The sequence below is a fragment of the Helicobacter pylori genome, assembly GCF_001653455.1.
Taxonomy (GTDB): domain Bacteria; phylum Campylobacterota; class Campylobacteria; order Campylobacterales; family Helicobacteraceae; genus Helicobacter; species Helicobacter pylori_A.
The window spans coordinates 151,110-170,135 of the sequence record NZ_CP011486.1; the positions used below are offsets into that span (position 1 = coordinate 151,110).

The following is a 19,026-nucleotide window of genomic DNA, read 5'->3' on the forward strand; positions in this document are numbered from 1 at the left end:
AAAGGTAGTAGTAGTAGTTTGGCTTAAAAATATCATTCAAATGGAATTAAGTTATTACAATGTTACAGAAAAAGATTAAAAATTAAGCTTTTTGAAAAAGATAAAGTTTTATAATTATGTTTGTCTTTGTTGAATTTACTACAAATAGGAGTCTTGCATGCAAGAAAATGTGCCTTTAAGTTATGATTATTCCATTAGCAAATTGTTTCTTTATGCGATGGTTGCATTCGGGATAATAGGCATGTTAATAGGGATTGTGCTGGCCTTTGAATTGTCTTTCCCTAGTTTGAATTACATTGCAGGGGAGTATGGCGTTTTTGGCCGTTTACGTCCTTTGCACACGAATGCGGTGATCTATGGTTTCACTCTTGGGGGGATTTGGGCGAGTTGGTATTATATCGGTCAAAGGGTGCTTAAAATCACTTACCACCAACACCCCTTTTTGAAATTTGTAGGGTTATTGCATTTTTGGCTTTGGATTGCTCTTTTAATTCTAGGGGTTATTAGCTTGTTTGCCGGCCTTACTCAATCTAAAGAATACGCCGAATTGATGTGGCCTTTAGATATTATTGTGGTTGTGGCATGGGTGCTATGGGGGGTTAATATGTTTGGGAGCATGAGCGTTAGGAGAGAAAATACCATATATGTGTCCTTATGGTATTATATCGCTACTTATGTGGGCATAGCGGTGATGTATATCTTCAATAACCTTTCTATCCCTACCTATTTTGTCGCTGATATGGGGAGTGTTTGGCATTCTATTTCTTTGTATTCAGGCAGTAATGATGCACTCATTCAATGGTGGTGGGGGCATAATGCGGTCGCTTTTGTCTTTACGAGTGGGGTGATTGGCACGATTTATTATTTCTTGCCTAAAGAGAGCGGCCAGCCTATCTTTTCTTACAAACTCACTTTGTTTTCTTTTTGGAGTTTGATGTTTGTTTATATCTGGGCAGGCGGGCACCACTTGATTTATTCTACCGTGCCTGATTGGGTGCAAACTCTCTCTAGCGTGTTTTCAGTGGTGTTGATCTTGCCTTCTTGGGGGACAGCTATTAACATGCTACTAACGATGAGAGGTCAGTGGCACCAGCTCAAAGAAAGCCCGCTCATTAAATTCTTGGTTTTGGCTTCAACTTTCTACATGCTTTCTACTTTAGAAGGTTCTATTCAAGCCATTAAGAGCGTGAATGCATTAGCGCACTTCACTGATTGGATTATAGGGCATGTGCATGATGGCGTGTTAGGGTGGGTAGGATTCACTTTGATTGCGAGCATGTATCACATGACCCCTAGGCTTTTCAAAAGAGAGATCTATTCAGGGCGTCTTGTGGATTTCCAATTTTGGATCATGACTTTAGGGATTGTGCTTTATTTTTCGTCCATGTGGATTGCAGGGATCACGCAAGGGATGATGTGGAGGGATGTGGATCAATACGGCAACCTCACTTATCAGTTCATTGACACGGTTAAGGTGCTGATCCCTTATTACAATATTAGAGGCGTTGGGGGTCTTATGTATTTTATTGGATTTATTATTTTTGCTTACAATATTTTTATGACAATCACGGCAGGCAAAAAATTAGAGCGTGAGCCTAATTACGCCACGCCTATGTCTCGATAAGGGGGTTGAAGATGTTTAGTTTTTTAGAAAAAAACCCGTTCTTTTTCACTCTTGCGTTCATTTTTGTGTTTTCTATTGCGGGGTTGGTAGAGATTTTACCTAACTTCTTCAAATCCGCTCGCCCGATTGAAGGCTTACAGCCTTATACGGTTTTAGAGACGGCAGGGAGACAAGTTTATATTCAAGAAGGTTGTTATCATTGCCATTCCCAGCTCATTCGCCCTTTCCAAGCTGAGGTGGATCGATATGGTGCGTATAGTTTGAGTGGGGAGTATGCGTATGACAGGCCTTTCTTGTGGGGTTCTAAAAGGATTGGCCCTGATTTGCATAGGGTGGGGGATTACCGCACAACTGATTGGCATGAAAAGCACATGCTCGATCCTAAAAGCGTCGTGCCGCACAGCATCATGCCATCCTATAAGCATTTATTTAAGAAAAAGAGCGATTTTGACACGGCCTATGCAGAAGCTTTGACGCAAAAAAAGGTTTTTGGCGTGCCTTATGACACAGAAAACGGCGTGAAATTAGGGAATACAGAAGAAGCTAAAAAAGCTTATTTAGAAGAAGCCAAAAAAATCACAGCGGACATGAAAGACAAGCGGGTGCTAGAAGCGATTGAGAGAGGTGAAGTCTTAGAGATTGTGGCTTTGATCGCTTATTTGAATAGCTTGGGTAATTCCAGGATTAACGCTAATCAAAACGCTAAATAAGGGGTGAATGATGGATTTAGAAAGTTTAAGAGGCTTTGCGTATGCGTTTTTTACCATTCTTTTTACGCTCTTTTTGTATGCTTATATTTTTAGCATGTATAGAAAGCAAAAAAAAGGCATCGTGGATTATGAACGCTATGGGTATTTAGCGCTAAATGATGCTTTAGAAGATGAGTTGATTGAACCACGCCATAAAAAAGTTTATGACAATGGCATAAAGGAAAGTTGAAATGGATTTTTTAAACGACCATATAAATGTTTTTGGCTTGATTGCAGCGCTTGTGATTTTGGTTTTAACCATCTATGAATCCAGTTCGCTCATTAAAGAAATGCGCGATAGCAAATCACAAGGGGAGCTTTTGGATAATGGGCATTTGTTTGATGGGATAGGGGAGTTTGCCAATAATGTTCCAGTAGGCTGGATCGTGAGCTTTATGTGCGCGATTGTGTGGGCTTTTTGGTATTTTTTCTTTGGCTACCCTCTGAGCAGCTTTTCTCAAATTGGGCAATACAATGAAGAAGTTAAAGCGCACAACCAAAAATTTGAAGCCAAATGGAAGCACTTGGATCAAAAGGAATTGGTGGATATGGGTCAAGGCATCTTTTTAGTCCATTGTTCGCAATGCCATGGAATCACCGCTGATGGCTTGCATGGCAGCGCTCAAAATCTGGTGCGCTGGGGTAAAGAAGAGGGCATTATGGATACCATTAAGCATGGCTCTAAAGGCATGGATTATCTTGCTGGGGAAATGCCCGCTATGGAATTAGACGAAAAGGACGCCAAAGCGATTGCAAGCTATGTGATGGCAGAAATTTCTAGCGTTAAAAAGACCAAAAACCCTCAACTCATTGATAAGGGCAAGGAATTGTTTGAAAGCATGGGCTGTGTGGGCTGTCATGGCAGTGATGGTAAAGGTTTGCAAGACAATCAAGTGTTTGCGGCCGATTTGACTACCTATGGCACAGAGAATTTTTTAAGAAATATCTTAACGCATGGCAAAAAGGGCAATATAGGGCATATGCCATCATTCAAATACAAAAACTTTAGCGACTTGCAAGTGAAAGCGTTAGCCGAATTTATCCAATCGCTAAAACCCTTAGAAGATTAAAGGAAAAGAGATGAAATTTTTAAACGGATTAGCAGGAAATTTACTGATTGTGGTTATCTTATTGTGTGTGGTCGTTTTCTTTGGGCTTAAAGCGGTTCATATCCAAAAAGAGCAAGCCACTAACTATTACCGCTATAAGGATATTAACGCTTTAGAGACGAAAAACACCCAAAACCGGGCTAATTATGAATTGGTCAATCAAGGGAGTCAAAAATGAAATTCACGACTTTAGAAAAAGTTTTAGCCTTAATGGTGGTAGCGACCATTTTAATGACGATTATTATTTCTTTTGTGCCTAACTTGTTTTTGTTTAGCACATGAAGAGCTTATGGCTTTTAATAGCCTTGATCCATTTTTTGTGGGCGAATGAGTCTTATGTCTTTAACAATTCTAAGGGGCGTTTGACAGAGAAAAGCGTTGCATTTGTGGAGAGCGTTTCTAAAGAGCTTTATCTTAAAACAGGCGTTCGTTTTGTGATTGACATGACGGATTTTGAAAAAAATCCTATCGTTTTAGCGGCTAAAAAAGAGCGCCAAAGCTATCAAGAGGGCTTTTTAAAACAACTCAAGCCCCCTTTTGTGGTGTTCTTTTTCTACCATGACGCTCAAAAAATAGAATTGGTGGCTAACCCTAAAGATTTGTTAGACACTGATAAAATCTTTTTTGAAAAAATCGCTCCCTTACTCCCTACAAACGCTAAAGAATACACGCCTTCAAGGATTTCAGCCATGCTCATTAATGGCTATTCAGTCGCCGTAGATGTTTTAGCGGAAAAATATCGTGTGAATATTACGCAAAATTTTAACGCCCCTAAGGGAGCGACTTTTTCAAAGGTGGTTATTTATATTTTGTTATTGACGCTTTTAGGCGCGTTTTTGGGGGTTTATTTTTTTAAAAAATCTTAGAGGGAAAATCAATGAAAGAAAAAAACTTTTGGCCTTTAGGGATCATGAGCGTGCTCATTCTTGGGCTTGGGATCGTGGTGTTTTTGGTGGTGTTTGCCCTAAAAAATTCGCCTAAAAACGATTTAGTGTATTTTAAGGGTCATAACGAAGTAGATTTAAACTTTAACGCCATGCTTAAAACCTATGAAAATTTTAAATCCAATTATCGTTTTTTAGTGGGTTTAAAGCCCCTTACAGAAAATTCTAAAACCCCTATTTTGCCTTATTTTTCTAAAGGCACGCATGGGGATAAAAAACTCCAAGAAAACCTTTTAAAAAACGCTTTGATTTTGGAAAAATCCAACACGCTTTATGCACAATTGCAACCGCTAAAATCTGATTTAGATGCACCAAAAATTCAAGTGTATTTAGCGTTTTATCCCAGCCAATTACAGCCCAGATTATTAGGAACGCTTGATTATAAAAACGCATGCGAGCCTTTAAAATTTGATCTGTTAGAGAGCGATAAAATGGGGCGCTATAAGATCCTTTTTAAATTCATTTTTGAAAATAAAGAAGAATTAATTTTGGAGCAATTGGCTTTTTTAAAATAGTTTTAGTGTTTGTGTGAGATTTTGACGCTCAAAGCCTTTCTACAAATTGCTTTAACAATTAAAGGCTTTATTTTTATTGAATACTTATTCTTATTAAATATAAATAAAATATAAATAAACCTTTTTAACTTTTTTAAAAATTGGATTTTAGTTACTTTATTTTAAGCTCATTCCCTTAAGGGGATAGGGGGTTATTTTGAAATAATTCTCCCTACAATCCCCAACTAAAACCCCCTAACCCAAGAAGCCTGCTTTTTCAATAAGCTATCGCTTGACTAAAATCAAGCTCTTTATTATTTTAAAAAATTTTTTGAGCCTTTTTTATTAACATGCAATAACAAAAACCCAAAATCTCTATCCAAATGGATATAATAATCTCATGGGTTTTTTAAAAGTTTTTAAACATGACGCTTTAGGGCAAGTAGGGAATGTTGTTATAGGGAATTTTTTAATAACGCTCACTATTTTAGCGGTTTGTTTTTCCTCTCAAAGCGCTGAAGAAACAACGATGCTCACTTTAAGCTACACGCTCTTTTTTGTTTTGGGGGCGTTTTTACTAATCGCAATCAGCGTGGGAGCGATCAAAAATCTCAACGCGCTTTTTTCTAAAAGAGGGGTTTTAAGCTTTTCCTTACCCATTAGTTTGGAGTCTTTGTTGCTCCCTAAAATCTTGCTCCCTATGGTGTTTTTTATCGTGAGTTTGTTTTGGTTTGTGGCGAGCGTGCGTCTGGGGTATTCTCTTTTTAACGCGCAATCCAGCGTGTTATTTATCTTGCACACCGCTTTAAAAACCTTTGTGTTAAAACCCACTAAAACCATAGGCGTTGCTCTGTTTTTAGGACTTGTTTTAATGAAATTTTTATTTGTTTTAAGCGTATTAAATGCAGCTAGGATCAAAAGAGTGCGTTTTTTACTAGGGGGGCTGTTATTCATTCTTGCAGGGGTTGTTTTGGAATTAGCGTTCAATTCGTTGCTCCCCTTAATGCATTCTCATTTAAGCATCAATGAAGGGTTTTATTACTTCTTGCAACAACAAGAATTGCAAGAAAAACAATACTATCTTTTATGGGGAGTGGATTTTTTAAAAATCCTTTTATTGTATGGAGTGAGCCGTTATTTACTCGCCCATAAATTGGAATTGGATTAAGAAAAGCGGTATTTTAAATATGCATCAGTGAGCAAGCAATCTTTAGTTTTTAACAAATGGGCATAAAACCCATGCTGATAGCCTAATTCAAAAAGCTTGTCTATGGCTAAGATTTGAATCTCACTCAAGCGCGTTGAAGTCTCATTCGCATATAAATTCAAATAGGTTTTTAACTGCTCCTTATTGACACGAATGAGCGAGCGCTCTAACAGCATGTCAGAGAGCAAATCCTGGTGTTTTAAAGCGACTTCAATGGCTTTAATCAAAGCTTTTTTGATCAAAATCGCGCGATACAAAGGGATAGAGCGCCTAATCGCCATGCCCCCTAAAGGCAAGGGCAAATCAATTCCAATCAATTCTTTCCAAACATCCCACAATTCTTTTTCCACTTCTAATTCGCTATGGAAATCCAAGATATTTTCATGGATTAACACGCCCGCATGCACTTTTTCTTCCAAAACCGCTTTTTCAATGTCTAAAAAATTCATATAAACGATGCGCGCGTGTTTGTAATAGATCTTAAACAAGAGGGCGTTTGTGGTATGCTCCCCACTCAATGCGACTTTAAAATCTTTTTTTAATTTCACGCCCTTTTTTTTCACTAATTTAGGCCCATAACCATTCCCAAAGCTTGTCGCCGTAGGGAGCAAAGCGTAATCGTTTGCAATTTTAGGGTATAGCCCAAAACTAATCGCGCTCACATCATAAGTGTTTTTTAGGGCTTCTTGGTTTAGGGTTTCAATATCTAGGGCAATGTTGTGGAATGTTTTATTTTTAATGGGGCAATCTATCCAGCCAAACTTAATCGCATAATACATGAAAATATCATCAGCATCAGGGCTATGAGCGACACTAATCAAAGCAAAATCCTTTTATGGTGGGGTAAGTCCTTTTATTATAATAGATTTTAGGCTAGGATTTGATAGAATAAACAAATCAAATTCAATAAGGTAATTTAATGGCAATAGATGAAGACAAACAAAAAGCGATTTCTTTAGCGATCAAACAAATTGATAAGGTTTTTGGTAAGGGGGCGTTGGTGCGCCTTGGGGATAAGCAAGTAGAAAAGATTGATTCTATTTCTACAGGCTCGTTAGGGTTGGATCTGGCTTTAGGGATTGGGGGCGTTCCCAAAGGCAGGATCATTGAAATTTATGGGCCAGAGTCAAGCGGAAAGACCACTTTAAGCTTGCACATTATTGCAGAATGCCAAAAAAATGGGGGCGTGTGCGCGTTCATTGACGCTGAGCATGCCCTAGATGTGTATTATGCCAAGAGATTAGGCGTAGATACGGAAAATTTACTCGTTTCTCAACCAAGCACGGGCGAAGAAGCCTTAGAGATTTTAGAAACGATCACCAGAAGCGGGGGGATTGATTTAGTGGTGGTGGATTCGGTGGCAGCTCTTACGCCTAAAGCTGAGATTGATGGGGATATGGGCGATCAGCATGTGGGCTTGCAAGCAAGGCTTATGAGCCATGCGTTAAGAAAAATCACCGGTGTTTTGCACAAAATGAACACCACTCTCATTTTTATCAATCAAATAAGAATGAAAATCGGCATGACAGGTTATGGGAGTCCAGAGACCACAACTGGGGGCAATGCTTTAAAATTCTATGCGAGCGTTAGGATTGATATTAGAAGAATCGCCGCTTTAAAACAAAACGAACAGCATATCGGCAACAGAGCCAAAGCCAAAGTGGTTAAAAATAAAGTCGCTCCGCCTTTTAGGGAAGCGGAATTTGACATCATGTTTGGGGAAGGGATTTCTAAAGAGGGCGAGATCATTGATTATGGCGTGAAGTTAGACATTGTGGATAAGAGCGGTGCATGGCTTAGCTATCAGGATAAAAAGCTAGGGCAAGGCAGAGAAAACGCTAAAGCTTTATTGAAAGAAGATAAAGCCCTAGCGAATGAAATCACTCTTAAGATTAAAGAGAGTATTGGCTCTAATGAAGAGATCATGCCTTTACCCGATGAGCCTTTAGAAGAAATGGAATAAAAGGATTTTGATGCTAACGATTAAAGACATTTATGCTTTAGAAGTGATGGATAGTAGAGGTAATCCTACCATTCAAGCCAGCGTGATTTTAAGCGATAACACCAAAGCGAGCGCGATTGTGCCTAGTGGGGCGAGCACCGGTAAAAGAGAAGCGTTAGAATTGAGAGACAATGACAAAACCCGGTTTTTGGGTAAGGGGGTTTTAAGGGCATGCGAAAATGTCAATACGGTGATCAAACACAATTTAATCGGGCTTGAAGCGATCAATCAAGCCTTTGTAGATGAGAGGTTGAAGGCTTTAGACGGCACGCCTAATTACGCTAATTTAGGAGCGAACGCTGTTTTGGGCGTGTCTATGGCGTTAGCAAGAGCGAGCGCAAAGGCTTTAAATCTGCCCTTGTATCGCTATTTAGGAGGGGCTAACGCTCTAACTTTGCCCGTGCCGATGCTCAATATCATCAACGGTGGATCGCATGCGAATAATTCCATAGACTTTCAAGAATACATGATCATGCCTTTAGGGTTTGAGAGTTTTAGAGAAGCTTTAAGAGCGAGTGCGGAAGTCTATCACACGCTCAAAAAACTTTTAGATGAAAAAAACCAGCTCACGAGCGTGGGCGATGAAGGGGGCTTTGCACCTAATTTTAAAAACAATGTAGAACCCCTTGAAGTCATTTCTCAAGCCATTGAAAAAGCCGGCTACAAGCTGGGCGAAGAAATCGCGCTCGCTTTAGATGTGGCGAGCAGCGAATTGGTGGATGAGCGTTTTAATTACCATTTAAAAGGTGAAAATAAGATTTTAGACGCGCAAGAATTGGTGGCTTATTATAAAGAATTGGTCGCAAAATACCCGATTGTGTCCATTGAAGATGGTTTGAGCGAAGACGATTGGGAGGGTTGGGCGTTTTTAAGCAAGGAATTAGGGCGTCAAATCCAGTTGGTGGGCGATGATTTGTTTGTAACGAATGCGAGTATTTTGCAAAAGGGCATTGAAAAGAATATTGCGAATGCAATTTTAATCAAACCCAACCAAATCGGCACCATTAGCGAGACTTTAGAGACCATAAGATTAGCCAAACACCATGCCTATCAATGCGTGATGAGCCATAGGAGCGGGGAGAGTGAAGACAGCTTTATCGCTGATTTTGCAGTTGCGCTCAATACGGGAGAAATCAAAACCGGATCCACCGCAAGGAGTGAAAGGATCGCTAAATACAACCGCCTTTTAGAGATTGAGCATGAATTAAAAGGGGGGATTTATATCGGTAAAGAGTTGTTCAAACATGGCTGAGAGCCTTTTTGAAAACGATGAAATCAAAAGCAATAAAGTGCGAGACTTTTTCTATAGCCACAGCTCGCTTATTGTCTTTTTCCTTTTGTTGCTTGGGTTTGGGTATTATTTGGGGAAGTTGCTTTTTGGGGGCTCTTCTTTAGAAGTCTATTTGGATTTAAGAGACAAGCATGAACGCTTGCAACAAGAAATCACCGAATTGCAAAGCAAGAATGTGCACTTGCAAAAGCGTTTGTTTGAATTGAGGGAATTACGGCCTAGAGATTAAATTTAAGGAAAATGGTAGTGTTAAAAAAGATGATAGGTTTGGTCGCAATTTTAAGCGTGTTGTTGGCTAGAGACAATCCTTTTGAGCCTGAAATCAATTCCAAGAATTTACAAGGGAGCTTTAGCGGGATTTATGATGATTATCTTAAAGAAATCCATGTGGATTTGCCCACGAGCGCTAGGATCTTAAAACAAATCACGCTCACCTACCAGGATATTGATGGCTCTATCCATTCTAAAGTCGTGGGCATTGATAAAAGCATTGATTGGCACTACCCCTTAAAACTCTCCCAACACACCCTTAATCAAGCCTCTTTTGAAAAACGCTACCAGATCCAAGATTTTGATTTTTCAATGGCAAACAACACGATGATTTTGCGTTCCCCTTATAAGATTTTGCGCTCTTTTGTGCTGGTTAATCCTTACAGAATCGTGTTAGATATGCAAAAAGGCCCTTTGGATATTTATCAAAACATGGATTTAAACCAGAAGTTTTTTTCTCAAATTAAAGTCGGCACGCACAAAGATTATTACCGCATCACGCTCGTTTTAGACGGGAAATACCGCTATCTTTTAGAAGAAAAAAACGGGGCGTATGAATTGCAATTGAAATAAAAGCATGCAGCATTTAGTCTTAATTGGTTTTATGGGGAGCGGTAAAAGCTCTTTAGCGCAAGAATTGGGGTTGGCTTTGAATTTGGAAGTGTTGGATACGGACATGGTCATTAGCGAAAGGGTGGGCTTGAGCGTGAAAGAGATTTTTGAAGAGCTTGGCGAAGACAATTTCAGGATGTTTGAAAAAAACTTGATTGATGAATTAAAAACGCTCAAAACCCCCCATGTTATCTCTACCGGTGGGGGGATTGTCATGCATGATAATTTTAAGGGTTTAGGCACAACTTTTTATTTAAAAATAGATTTTGAAACCTTGATTAAGCGTTTGAATCAAAAAGAAAGAGAAAAGCGCCCCCTTTTAAACAACTTAACTCAAGCCAGAGAGCTTTTTAACAAACGCCAAGCCCTCTATGAAAAAAACGCTTCCTTTATCATTGACGCTAGAGGTGGTTTAAACAATTCTTTAAAACAAGTGCTACAATTCATCGCATAAATTTTTTAAAAAGGCGTTTTGATGTTAAGTAGAGACATTGTCCAATATTCCAAGATCCGCACCGAGTTATACGCTTATCTCACTTATTTGTTTTCGCACAATATCCGCAACCACCTCCCTGAAATCACTTTGGATTATTTAAACAAACAAATCAAAAAAATGCATGCTGAAATCAAAATGGCAAAGAGTTTTTTTGTTTTAGACGCTAAGGGCATGCTCGTGCTTAAGCCAAGCCAATTTAAAGAGCAGGGGCATAAGGAAGGGCTATTAGAGCATGATTTAACAGAGGGGATTGAATTAGAATCGCATGCCAGCTTTAGCGATAAATATTTTTTTTATCAAGCCATCAACGAAAAGCGTTGCATTTTAACCGACCCTTATCCTTCTAAAAGGGGGAATCATTTGATTGTGAGCGCGTCGTATCCGGTGTATGACCAAGATAACGATTTAGTGTTTGTGGTGTGTTTGCAGATTCCTTTAAGAGTAGCGATTGAGATTAGCTCGCCTTCAAAGTATTTCAGGACCTTTAGCGAAGGGAGCATGGTCATGTATTTTATGATTTCTATCATGCTCACTTTAGTGTCGTTGCTTTTATTTGTGAAATGCATTTCTAGTTTTTGGACAGCGATTGTTAATTTTAGCAGTTTTGACATTAAAGAAGTGTTCCACCCCATCGTGCTTTTAACCTTAGCTTTAGCCACCTTTGATCTAGTCAAGGCGATTTTTGAAGAAGAGGTTTTGGGTAAAAATAGTGGGGATAACCACCATGCGATCCATCGCACGATGATCAGGTTTTTAGGCTCTATCATTATCGCTTTAGCCATTGAAGCGTTAATGTTAGTGTTTAAATTCAGCGTGAGCGAACCGGATAAAATCACTTATGCGGTGTATTTGGCGATTGGCGTGGCAGTGCTTTTAATCAGTTTAGCGATTTATGTTAAATTCGCTTATAGCGTGTTGCCCAAACGAGAACGCTAAAAACTTGAGAGTTTTTCTTTCAAGCGTTTGAAAATCCTATTCAATCTAAAAAAGACATATTCTAAAAGGGTTTTTGGATTGAGTAGGGGGGCTAAAAATTCAAAGGTTTGTTGTTTGTCTTCAAGGCTTAAAAAAGTTGTCATTTGTTTAAGGAATTTCACGGAATATTCGGCATAAAAAGGGGTTTTTAAAAGAATCTCATGCCATTCTTTAGAGTATAAAGCAGAGGGTAAAACCCAAGGTTTTCCTACAAAATAAAAATGCAGCATGACAATTTCTTTTTTGTTAGGGATAAAGCGTTTTTGATTGAGCATGAAAGGGTGGGTGTTGTAAAGATAAGGCAATTGTAAAACTTTTTGATAGCATGCAAGGGTTAAAAGATCTTGTTCAGGGCAAAACACGCACTGGCCTTTTTGATGGGCTAATTTTAGCAATTGCTCTTCTAAATGATCAGCGCGCCATAGTTTTAAATTCGCAATTAAAAACCCAACATTATAGTGGTTTTCGTAAATGATTTTCATGTCTTTTTCTTTAAGGTAATGCTCATGGAGAGAAAATTTTTGGCGAGGCTCTCTCTCTCTTTCAATTTGGAAATGTTTAAGGCTTTTAGGAGAAGAAAAATCTTTAGCCGCTCCCAAATAATAATCATCTAGTGGGATAAAAAAGCTCTCGCTCGCATCATTTAAAAACAAAGTGTCCGCATCAAACATGATAATTTTGTCGTATTGTGGGAATAAAGAAGCCAAAAACAAGCGGCACATGATCATTTTAGAAAAGCGCGTTTTGGCGTAAATATTGAGCTGCAAAAAGGCTTCATGGATTTTATCAATGACAGAAGGTTCTATTGAGCTAGTGGAATGACTAGGCTCTGAAATATCCATAAAATCCACGCTTGCAAAAGCGCTAAAGGGGGCTAGAGTCTCTTTTAATTGGTGTTGGTTTTCAAGGCTTAAGTTATCCACCAAGCAATGGATTTTATAAAATAATTTTTTGTTATGATTTTCTGTTTTAGCACAAGTTAGCATGGAATACAAGCTCACGCCAGCTGGGATAGCGTAATTGTTGTCAAAAGCAATGACGATAGGAATAGTGATACTCATTTTAAGCTGTTTTCCTAAAATAGACTTTTTAATGAAATTTAGTCTAAAGTTGAATTTATTTTTTTGAATATTATACTATAATAACCAATTAGATTGGGGTTTTACTGATTTTTCTTTAAGTGAGCTTTGGCTTAGTTTTGTAAGGAATGAGATGATAAAGAGTTGGACTAAAAAGTGGTTTTTGATTTTGTTTTTAATGGCAGGCTGTCTTAGTCATTTGGTGGCTCAAACCGGTGAGAAATATTTTAAGATGGCCAATCAAGCCCTTAAGAAAGGGAATTACCATAAAGCGGTGGCGTTTTATAAGAGGAGTTGCAACTTAAGAGTGGGGGTGAGTTGCACGAGTTTAGGCTCTATGTATGAAGATGGCGATGGCGTGGATCAAAATACCACAAAAGCCATTTTTTATTACAGAAGAGGGTGTAATTTAAGGGATCATCTCAGCTGTGCGAGTTTAGGCTCTATGTATGAAGATGGCGATGGCGTGCAAAAAGACCTTTCTAAGGCTACATATTACTATAGAAGAGGGTGCCACTTAAAGGGTGGGGTGAGTTGCGGGAGCTTAGGATTTATGTATTTTAATGGCACGGGCGTTAAGCAAAATTATGCCAAGGCCCTTTCTCTTTCTAAATACGCTTGCAGTTTGAATTATGGGATTAGTTGTAATTTTGCAGGGTATATGTATAGGAACGCCAAAGGCGTGGAACAGGATTTGAAAAAAGCCCTTACGAATTTTAAAAGAGGGTGCCATTTAAAAGATGGGGCGAGTTGCGTGAGTTTGGGATACATGTATGAAGCCGGTATGAATGTCAGCCAAAATGAAGAGCAGGCTATGTCTTTCTATAAAAAGGGTTGTTCTTTTAAAGAGGGGAGTGGCTGTCATAATGTGGCGGTGATGTATTACACGGGTAAGGGCGCTCCAAAGGATTTAGAAAAAGCTACTTTATATTATAAGAAAGGGTGCGCTTTAGGCTTTAGCGGTAGTTGTAAAATATTAGAAGTGATTGGCAAGAAGTCTGATGGTTTGCAAGATGATGCACAAAATGACATGTAAGTTGGTGTGCAACAAGCCTTAAAAAAGCTTAAAAATAGCCGTTAGACTCATCTTATAGAAACTCCCCCCTAATTCCAATAGGGATTGAGCGTCTTTATTTGTTTTTAAAAGATTTGAGACTGCAATAAAATCTTAGGATTTAAGATCGCCTTTATCCCACTAGCACGAAAAACTCTATCCTTTAGGGCGAGAAGATGCAAGCGCATAGCCGTTAGGCTATATTGAAGCTAAAAGATAGCAAAATACCTCTAGTCTTTTGGGGGTAGGAAATGTCCATGCAGACTTTCAAAAACAAAGCTTTTCATGTTAGTGTCCGTTGGTTAGTGTCCGTTGGGACGCTTTAGTTAGGAAGCCCTTTGCTTTAGAAAGGGGCGGTTTCACTAAATAATTTTTAAAAATGTCTTTAGCGTTTTTTAAAGATTGAATAAAAGGCTTGATTTTAACAAGTTGTCGCTTGATAAAAGCGGTGGTTAGGGGGTTTAGTTTAGGGTTGTAAGGAATGATTTCAAACCCCCTTTAAGAAAATAGCGTTTAAAACCTGAAGCAAAATAGCCAAAATCGCATTTTAAAAATCTAAAAGCTTTAATTTTAAAATCCTTTTTAGTAAGCTTTTTTGTTCATTCTTTGGAGTTCAATCCAATTTAAAAAAGTTTTAAAACAGAAATCTCACACTAAAAGAGAGCCAAGATATATTGAGTAACTTAGTTTGTGGTACCATCAATTTTTAAGTCTTCTTGCTGTTCTTTAGAAAGCGTGTTTTTAAGGATTCCATTCGCACCGCTTGGTGTTGCTAGTAAAAAAAGTTTTTTATGAACTGAAAGGGCATGCTCCTAATTTTAAAGGCGCTTTCGCTAACGGCTTTAAAAACTTTTGCTAACTCCTAAAGTGAGCGTATCATTCGCTAACGATAACACGCTTTCGTTTAAAATCCAATAAAAGATTGAAAAGAGTTTTATCATTCTTTATAGGATTTTACGAGTTTGTAGCAACAAAACTTTTTGTTATTTTTCCTTGTTAAAAATGCTTTTGAGTGTTTTTGCAAAAAGTTAATACCCTATACAAAAATGATTCTTAAGGGTAAAAAGACACTTTTCTCAAACTAGAGTTAGGAAATTGAAGAAAAATGATCAAGGCTAAACTTATCACGCCCAACAATAAAAAACGCTTTTTGACAAGCGAGAAGTTATTATAAACAAATGGGGCTTAGGGGGACTTTATTGCTCACCGCCTAACACCGTAAAGCCCCTGGTTTTAGGGGAGTAGTCAAATTTTATTCAATATTCGTATAAAGCGCGACCACATCATCATCGTATTCAATCCTATCCAGTAATTTTTCAGTGAGCTCCATTTGTTCGTCATTCAATTCAATGGGCGTTGTAGCGATGCGTTGCAAACTCGCTTTTAGAATGGGTAATTTCAAGCTCTCAAACCCCTCATTTAAAAGCTTGAAGCTGTTATAATCCCCTCTAATAATAATTTTATCCTCCACTTCTTCTAATTCTTCCAAGCCATAATCAATGAGGGCCAATTCCAAATCTTCTAGGCTGAGTTTTAAATTTTTTACTTCATCTTTTAAGCACTCAAACACGCTTTTTCGGTTGAACATAAACTCTAAAGAGCCATTAGGCACGATGCTCGCTCCTTGTGTTTTATTGAAATAGCTTTTAAGGTTGGCAATGGTTCTTGTGGGGTTATCGGTCATGCATTCCATGATGATTAGCACGCCAAAATTCGCCTTACCCTCATAAGTGATTTCAGTTAAATTGCCCTCTTTACTGCTCGCTCTTTTAATCGCTGCATCAATGTTGTCTTTAGGCATGTTTTGCGCTTTAGCGTTTAAAATCGCTGTTCGTAGCTTGGCGTTCGTATCCGGATCACCCCCGCCATCTTTTGCCGCCAGGGTGATCGCTTTGGCGAGCTTGGGGAAAACCTTACTCATCTTATCCCATCGTTTTTCTTTAGCCGCTCTTCTGTATTCAAACGCTCGTCCCATTCAATTCCTTTGTAATAAGTTAGCCACTTCTTTAGCATGATAGCTAATAATCATATCCGCTCCCGCTCTTTTAAAGCAAGTCATCGTTTCTAACAGCGCGCTTTCATAATGGATCAGGTTGTGTTTTTGAGCGAGTTTGAGCATGGCGTATTCTCCGCTCACATTATAGAGCGCTAAAGGGAGCAAAGTGTGATCTCTAATCTCTTTAACAATATCCAAATACGCTAAAGCCGGTTTGACCATTAAAATATCCGCGCCCTGTTTTTCATCTTCTAAACTTTCTAAAAGCGCTTCTTTTTGATTAGCGTAATCCATTTGATAGCTTTTGCGATCGCCAAAACTCGGTGCAGAGTTGGCCACATCTCTAAAAGGCCCATAATAGCTGCTCGCAAATTTAGTGGAATAGCTCATGATGGGCGTGTAAAAATACCCGGCCTTATCCAGCGCGTTTCTCAAGCTTAAAACATTCCCATCCATCATGTTGCTTGGGGCTAGAATATCCACACCGCTTTCGGCTAAAATAAGCCCTTGAAGGTTTAAAATCTCTAGCGTTTTATCGTTGGAGACAGAAGCGTTTTCTAAAATCCCGCAATGCCCATGGTCAGTGTATTCGCAAAAACACAAATCCGCTATAACGATCAAATCCTTAAATCGTTTTTTAATTTCTTTGGTGGCTTTTGCGACAATGTGATTTTTATTTAATGCATGGCTTCCTGTGGCGTCCTTATTTTTAGGGATACCAAACAATAAAACGGCTTTGATACCCAGACCCACTAACTCTTCGCATTCTTTCAAAAGAGGCTTTATGCTCATTTGATAAACCCCGGGCATGGAGCTGATTTCATTTTTAATATAACTATCGCTTTCTATGACAAATAAGGGAGCGATGAAATCATTGGTATTTAAACGCGTTTCTCTTAGCATCGCTCTTAAATTTTCGCTGCTTCGTAATCTTCTCAATCGTTTGAACATGTTCTCTCTTTATTGTTTTTCTTTAGCCCCACAATTGGCTTTTTCTGTTCCTTTCATTCCTTTCATCTCTTTCAAGTTTTTTCGGGGGGGGGGGGGTAGCCCTTCTTCATCGTCTTCTAAGTCGTAAAAACTATTAAAAACGCAATCATGGATAGTGAAACAAATCCTCCCATTGCTATAATGATAGCTCAATTTCAACTCCATAGCCTCTAAAGCGTTTTTAATGATATACATGCCTAACCCAAAGCCATGGGCTTGGCTTGGGTTAGAAGACTTAAAGTAGGGTTGCAAATACTTTTCAAAATCTTCTTTTAAAGGCTTGCTTTTATTGGACACCACCAAATTATTCCCTATAAAATCCAAAAACACCTGTTTGTCATCGCTGTATTTGATTGCATTGTCTATCATGTTTTTTAGTGCTATAGCAAACAATTCAAAATCCGCTTCAATAATGTAATGCGAAGAGGACACATGGATAGGGCTTTCTTTATCCATATCAATCAAAAGCATTTTTTCAATTTTATCAATCAAATCGCTCATTAAAAATTTTTCTTTATTGCTCCCGTAGTTTTTGGAAGCGAGCTGTTCAATGCGAGCAAATTGTTCAATCAGCATGTTCAAGTGATCAAAAATAGAAACGAAGCGTTTTTGAGACAATTCTTCTTTGAGCATAGAGCTTAGTATTTTGCCTTTAGTGATAGGGGTGCGCAATTCATGCATGATAGAGCGCAAGAATAAGATCCGAGATTCATTCATCGCATTGATTTTTTGGATGCAATTGTCAAATTCGTTAGCCAAATCCCCTATTTCATCTTTTTGTTTGCTCTTGCAACTCACGCTTTTATCCCCTTGAGCGAAGCGATTGACTTGAGATCGCAGCTCCCTTAAGGGCAACAAACTTTGAAAAACAAACAAAAAGAGGAATAAAATCAACAACAAACCCACTGTGATAGCTAAGAAATAATTCCTGTAAGAAACCGAATGCAAATCCTTATAAAGCACAAAATGTTCATTCTTTTTTAAAAGGATAAAAACCATGTCGCTGAATTTAAACACTTCCGCATACCCAATATTTCTATGGTGCAACTGGTGGCGTCTTTTGGCTAAAACCTTTTCTAAATTTTCTATCGTGGTTTCTCTAAAACCAATTTTATAGAGATAATCTTCCACAGCTGTATAATCAGAGTAATTGTTTAAAATTTCATTAATGGTGGTAACAAACTGGTAATGGCGCATTTCGTTTTGATAGTTTTCATGGCTGATTTGAGAAGACACGAAATAGTAAGCGAACGCTCCAAAACTAAAGAGCGTTATCATAAACAAAGCGACAACTTTAAAAAAGATAGAGAAACGCAAAACCCCTTAACTCCTTATTAGAATCAATATTCTAATTTATAGCCAATCCCTCTAACAGAGATGATATATTGCGGCTGCTTAGGGTTTTTTTCAATCTTAGATCGCAAACGGCCAATAATCACATCAATGCTTTTATTAGAGCTTTCAGGGTTGATGCTCTCGCTCTCAATCGCAATGCTTTCACGGCTAAACACATAACCTTTTTTGCTAATGAGAAGCGAAAGGATTTCGTATTCGGCTCTGGTTAAGTCTAGCTTTTTTTCATGCATATACACTTCTCGGCTATCCTTATCCACCCTAAAGATATTCACATCGCTTGGCTCACTCACTTCTTCTTTTTTATGAGAACGCCTGAGCAACGATTGGATACGAGCTAATAATTCCTTAGGATCATAGGGTTTAGGGAGGTAATCATCAGCCCCATAATCTAGCGCTTTAATCTTATCTTCCACATCGCTTCTTGCTGAAGAAATAATAATAGGGATATGTTTTTGTTTGGAAACGCGCCTGCACACTTCAAGCCCGTCTAAATTGGGCAAAGTCAAATCCAACAACAACAAATCATAATTTTGTGTGTTAGCCGCACTAATGCCGGTGTATGGCTCATCGTAATTGGTTACATGAATGCCATGCTGGAGCAAAAATTCGCTCAAAAACTCGGCTAATTCTATATCGTCTTCTATCATTAAAACTTCTATCATATTTCAACTAACTCCTTCAATAATTTTTATAACTTTAAAGAGGATTAACTCTGTTAATGTTTTAAGGGACTAATTCTAGCATTTTATTACTAAAGATACCTTAAAGATGCCTTAAA

21 protein-coding genes are annotated in these 19,026 nt (G+C 38.4%); 15 read left to right on the forward strand and 6 right to left on the reverse strand.

Annotated features, from left to right (window positions below; all coding sequences use genetic code 11):
* Positions 1-157 precede the first annotated feature (157 nt).
* The 8 genes from ccoN to AA977_RS00730 all read left to right on the forward strand — a co-directional run bounded on the left by ccoN (position 158) and on the right by AA977_RS00730 (position 6,088).
* Positions 158-1,624 (forward strand): cytochrome-c oxidase, cbb3-type subunit I, encoded by a 1,467-nt coding sequence (ccoN, locus tag AA977_RS00695; protein WP_064434187.1) that lies wholly within the window; start codon positions 158-160, stop codon positions 1,622-1,624.
* Between the two features lie 11 nt (positions 1,625-1,635).
* Positions 1,636-2,334, forward strand: coding sequence for a cytochrome-c oxidase, cbb3-type subunit II (ccoO, locus tag AA977_RS00700; protein ID WP_064434188.1), 699 nt, complete (start codon positions 1,636-1,638; stop codon positions 2,332-2,334).
* Between the two features lie 10 nt (positions 2,335-2,344).
* A complete protein-coding gene (locus AA977_RS00705; protein WP_033755534.1) occupies positions 2,345-2,563 on the forward strand; it encodes a cytochrome c oxidase, cbb3-type, CcoQ subunit in 219 nt (72 codons plus the stop codon).
* Between the two features lies 1 nt (position 2,564).
* Positions 2,565-3,443, forward strand: coding sequence for a cytochrome-c oxidase, cbb3-type subunit III (ccoP, locus tag AA977_RS00710; protein ID WP_064434189.1), 879 nt, complete (start codon positions 2,565-2,567; stop codon positions 3,441-3,443).
* A 10-nt stretch (positions 3,444-3,453) separates the two neighbouring features.
* Positions 3,454-3,660, forward strand: a complete 207-nt coding sequence (locus AA977_RS00715) for a DUF4006 family protein (protein ID WP_000670523.1) — start codon at positions 3,454-3,456, stop codon at positions 3,658-3,660.
* A gap of 100 nt (positions 3,661-3,760) precedes the next feature.
* On the forward strand, positions 3,761-4,348 hold the full coding sequence (locus AA977_RS00720; RefSeq protein ID WP_064434190.1) for a hypothetical protein: 588 nt from the start codon (positions 3,761-3,763) through the stop codon (positions 4,346-4,348).
* 11 nt (positions 4,349-4,359) lie between these two features.
* Positions 4,360-4,941, forward strand: coding sequence for a hypothetical protein (locus AA977_RS00725; RefSeq protein WP_064434191.1), 582 nt, complete (start codon positions 4,360-4,362; stop codon positions 4,939-4,941).
* A 379-nt stretch (positions 4,942-5,320) separates the two neighbouring features.
* The gene (locus AA977_RS00730) at positions 5,321-6,088 is read left to right on the forward strand and encodes a hypothetical protein (RefSeq protein WP_064434192.1); all 768 of its coding nucleotides are present in this window, start codon (positions 5,321-5,323) and stop codon (positions 6,086-6,088) included.
* On the opposite strand, the gene AA977_RS00735 is transcribed toward AA977_RS00730, so the two are convergent.
* Positions 6,085-6,948 carry a menaquinone biosynthesis family protein gene (locus AA977_RS00735; protein WP_064434193.1) on the reverse strand — a complete coding sequence of 288 codons (864 nt, stop codon included), beginning with the start codon at positions 6,946-6,948 and terminating at the stop codon, positions 6,085-6,087. The genes AA977_RS00730 and AA977_RS00735 overlap by 4 nt on opposite strands.
* A 98-nt stretch (positions 6,949-7,046) precedes the next feature.
* Here AA977_RS00735 and recA point away from each other — a divergent pair, with 98 nt between their 5' ends.
* Genes recA through AA977_RS00765 form a run of 6 tightly spaced genes read left to right on the forward strand, consistent with a single transcriptional unit; the run spans position 7,047 to position 11,734 of the window.
* The gene (gene recA, locus AA977_RS00740) at positions 7,047-8,090 is read left to right on the forward strand and encodes a recombinase RecA (RefSeq protein WP_000963132.1); all 1,044 of its coding nucleotides are present in this window, start codon (positions 7,047-7,049) and stop codon (positions 8,088-8,090) included.
* 10 nt (positions 8,091-8,100) lie between these two features.
* Positions 8,101-9,381 carry a phosphopyruvate hydratase gene (gene eno / locus AA977_RS00745; protein WP_064434194.1) on the forward strand — a complete coding sequence of 427 codons (1,281 nt, stop codon included), beginning with the start codon at positions 8,101-8,103 and terminating at the stop codon, positions 9,379-9,381.
* Positions 9,374-9,649, forward strand: a complete 276-nt coding sequence (locus tag AA977_RS00750) for a hypothetical protein (protein ID WP_064434195.1) — start codon at positions 9,374-9,376, stop codon at positions 9,647-9,649. The genes eno and AA977_RS00750 overlap by 8 nt, the downstream gene beginning before the upstream one ends.
* A gap of 17 nt (positions 9,650-9,666) precedes the next feature.
* A complete protein-coding gene (locus AA977_RS00755; RefSeq protein ID WP_172796009.1) occupies positions 9,667-10,263 on the forward strand; it encodes an AMIN domain-containing protein in 597 nt (198 codons plus the stop codon).
* Positions 10,264-10,267: 4 nt separating this feature from the next.
* Complete coding sequence (locus AA977_RS00760; protein WP_064434197.1) at positions 10,268-10,756, forward strand: shikimate kinase; 489 nt, start codon at positions 10,268-10,270, stop codon at positions 10,754-10,756.
* Between the two features lie 21 nt (positions 10,757-10,777).
* Positions 10,778-11,734 carry a PDC sensor domain-containing protein gene (locus AA977_RS00765; protein WP_033614964.1) on the forward strand — a complete coding sequence of 319 codons (957 nt, stop codon included), beginning with the start codon at positions 10,778-10,780 and terminating at the stop codon, positions 11,732-11,734.
* Here AA977_RS00765 and rfaJ read toward each other — a convergent pair.
* A complete protein-coding gene (gene rfaJ, locus AA977_RS00770; protein WP_064434198.1) occupies positions 11,731-12,834 on the reverse strand; it encodes an HP0159 family lipopolysaccharide 1,6-glucosyltransferase in 1,104 nt (367 codons plus the stop codon). The two genes, AA977_RS00765 and rfaJ, sit on opposite strands and share 4 nt — an antisense overlap.
* A 151-nt stretch (positions 12,835-12,985) precedes the next feature.
* Between rfaJ and AA977_RS00775 the strand changes: the two genes are divergently transcribed.
* On the forward strand, positions 12,986-13,888 hold the full coding sequence (locus AA977_RS00775) for a tetratricopeptide repeat protein (protein ID WP_064434199.1): 903 nt from the start codon (positions 12,986-12,988) through the stop codon (positions 13,886-13,888).
* A 1,270-nt stretch (positions 13,889-15,158) separates the two neighbouring features.
* On the opposite strand, the gene AA977_RS00780 is transcribed toward AA977_RS00775, so the two are convergent.
* Genes AA977_RS00780 through arsR form a run of 4 tightly spaced genes read right to left on the reverse strand, consistent with a single transcriptional unit; the run spans position 15,159 to position 18,910 of the window.
* On the reverse strand, positions 15,159-15,881 hold the full coding sequence (locus AA977_RS00780) for a YebC/PmpR family DNA-binding transcriptional regulator (protein ID WP_064434200.1): 723 nt from the start codon (positions 15,879-15,881) through the stop codon (positions 15,159-15,161).
* Positions 15,882-16,853 (reverse strand): porphobilinogen synthase, encoded by a 972-nt coding sequence (gene hemB, locus AA977_RS00785; RefSeq protein WP_064434201.1) that lies wholly within the window; start codon positions 16,851-16,853, stop codon positions 15,882-15,884. It lies immediately after the preceding gene.
* A 9-nt stretch (positions 16,854-16,862) separates the two neighbouring features.
* Positions 16,863-18,209, reverse strand: coding sequence for an acid-sensing histidine kinase ArsS (gene arsS, locus AA977_RS00790; RefSeq protein WP_064434202.1), 1,347 nt, complete (start codon positions 18,207-18,209; stop codon positions 16,863-16,865).
* A gap of 23 nt (positions 18,210-18,232) precedes the next feature.
* Positions 18,233-18,910 (reverse strand): acid response regulator transcription factor ArsR, encoded by a 678-nt coding sequence (gene arsR, locus AA977_RS00795; protein WP_000573727.1) that lies wholly within the window; start codon positions 18,908-18,910, stop codon positions 18,233-18,235.
* Between the last annotated feature and the right edge of the window lie 116 nt (positions 18,911-19,026).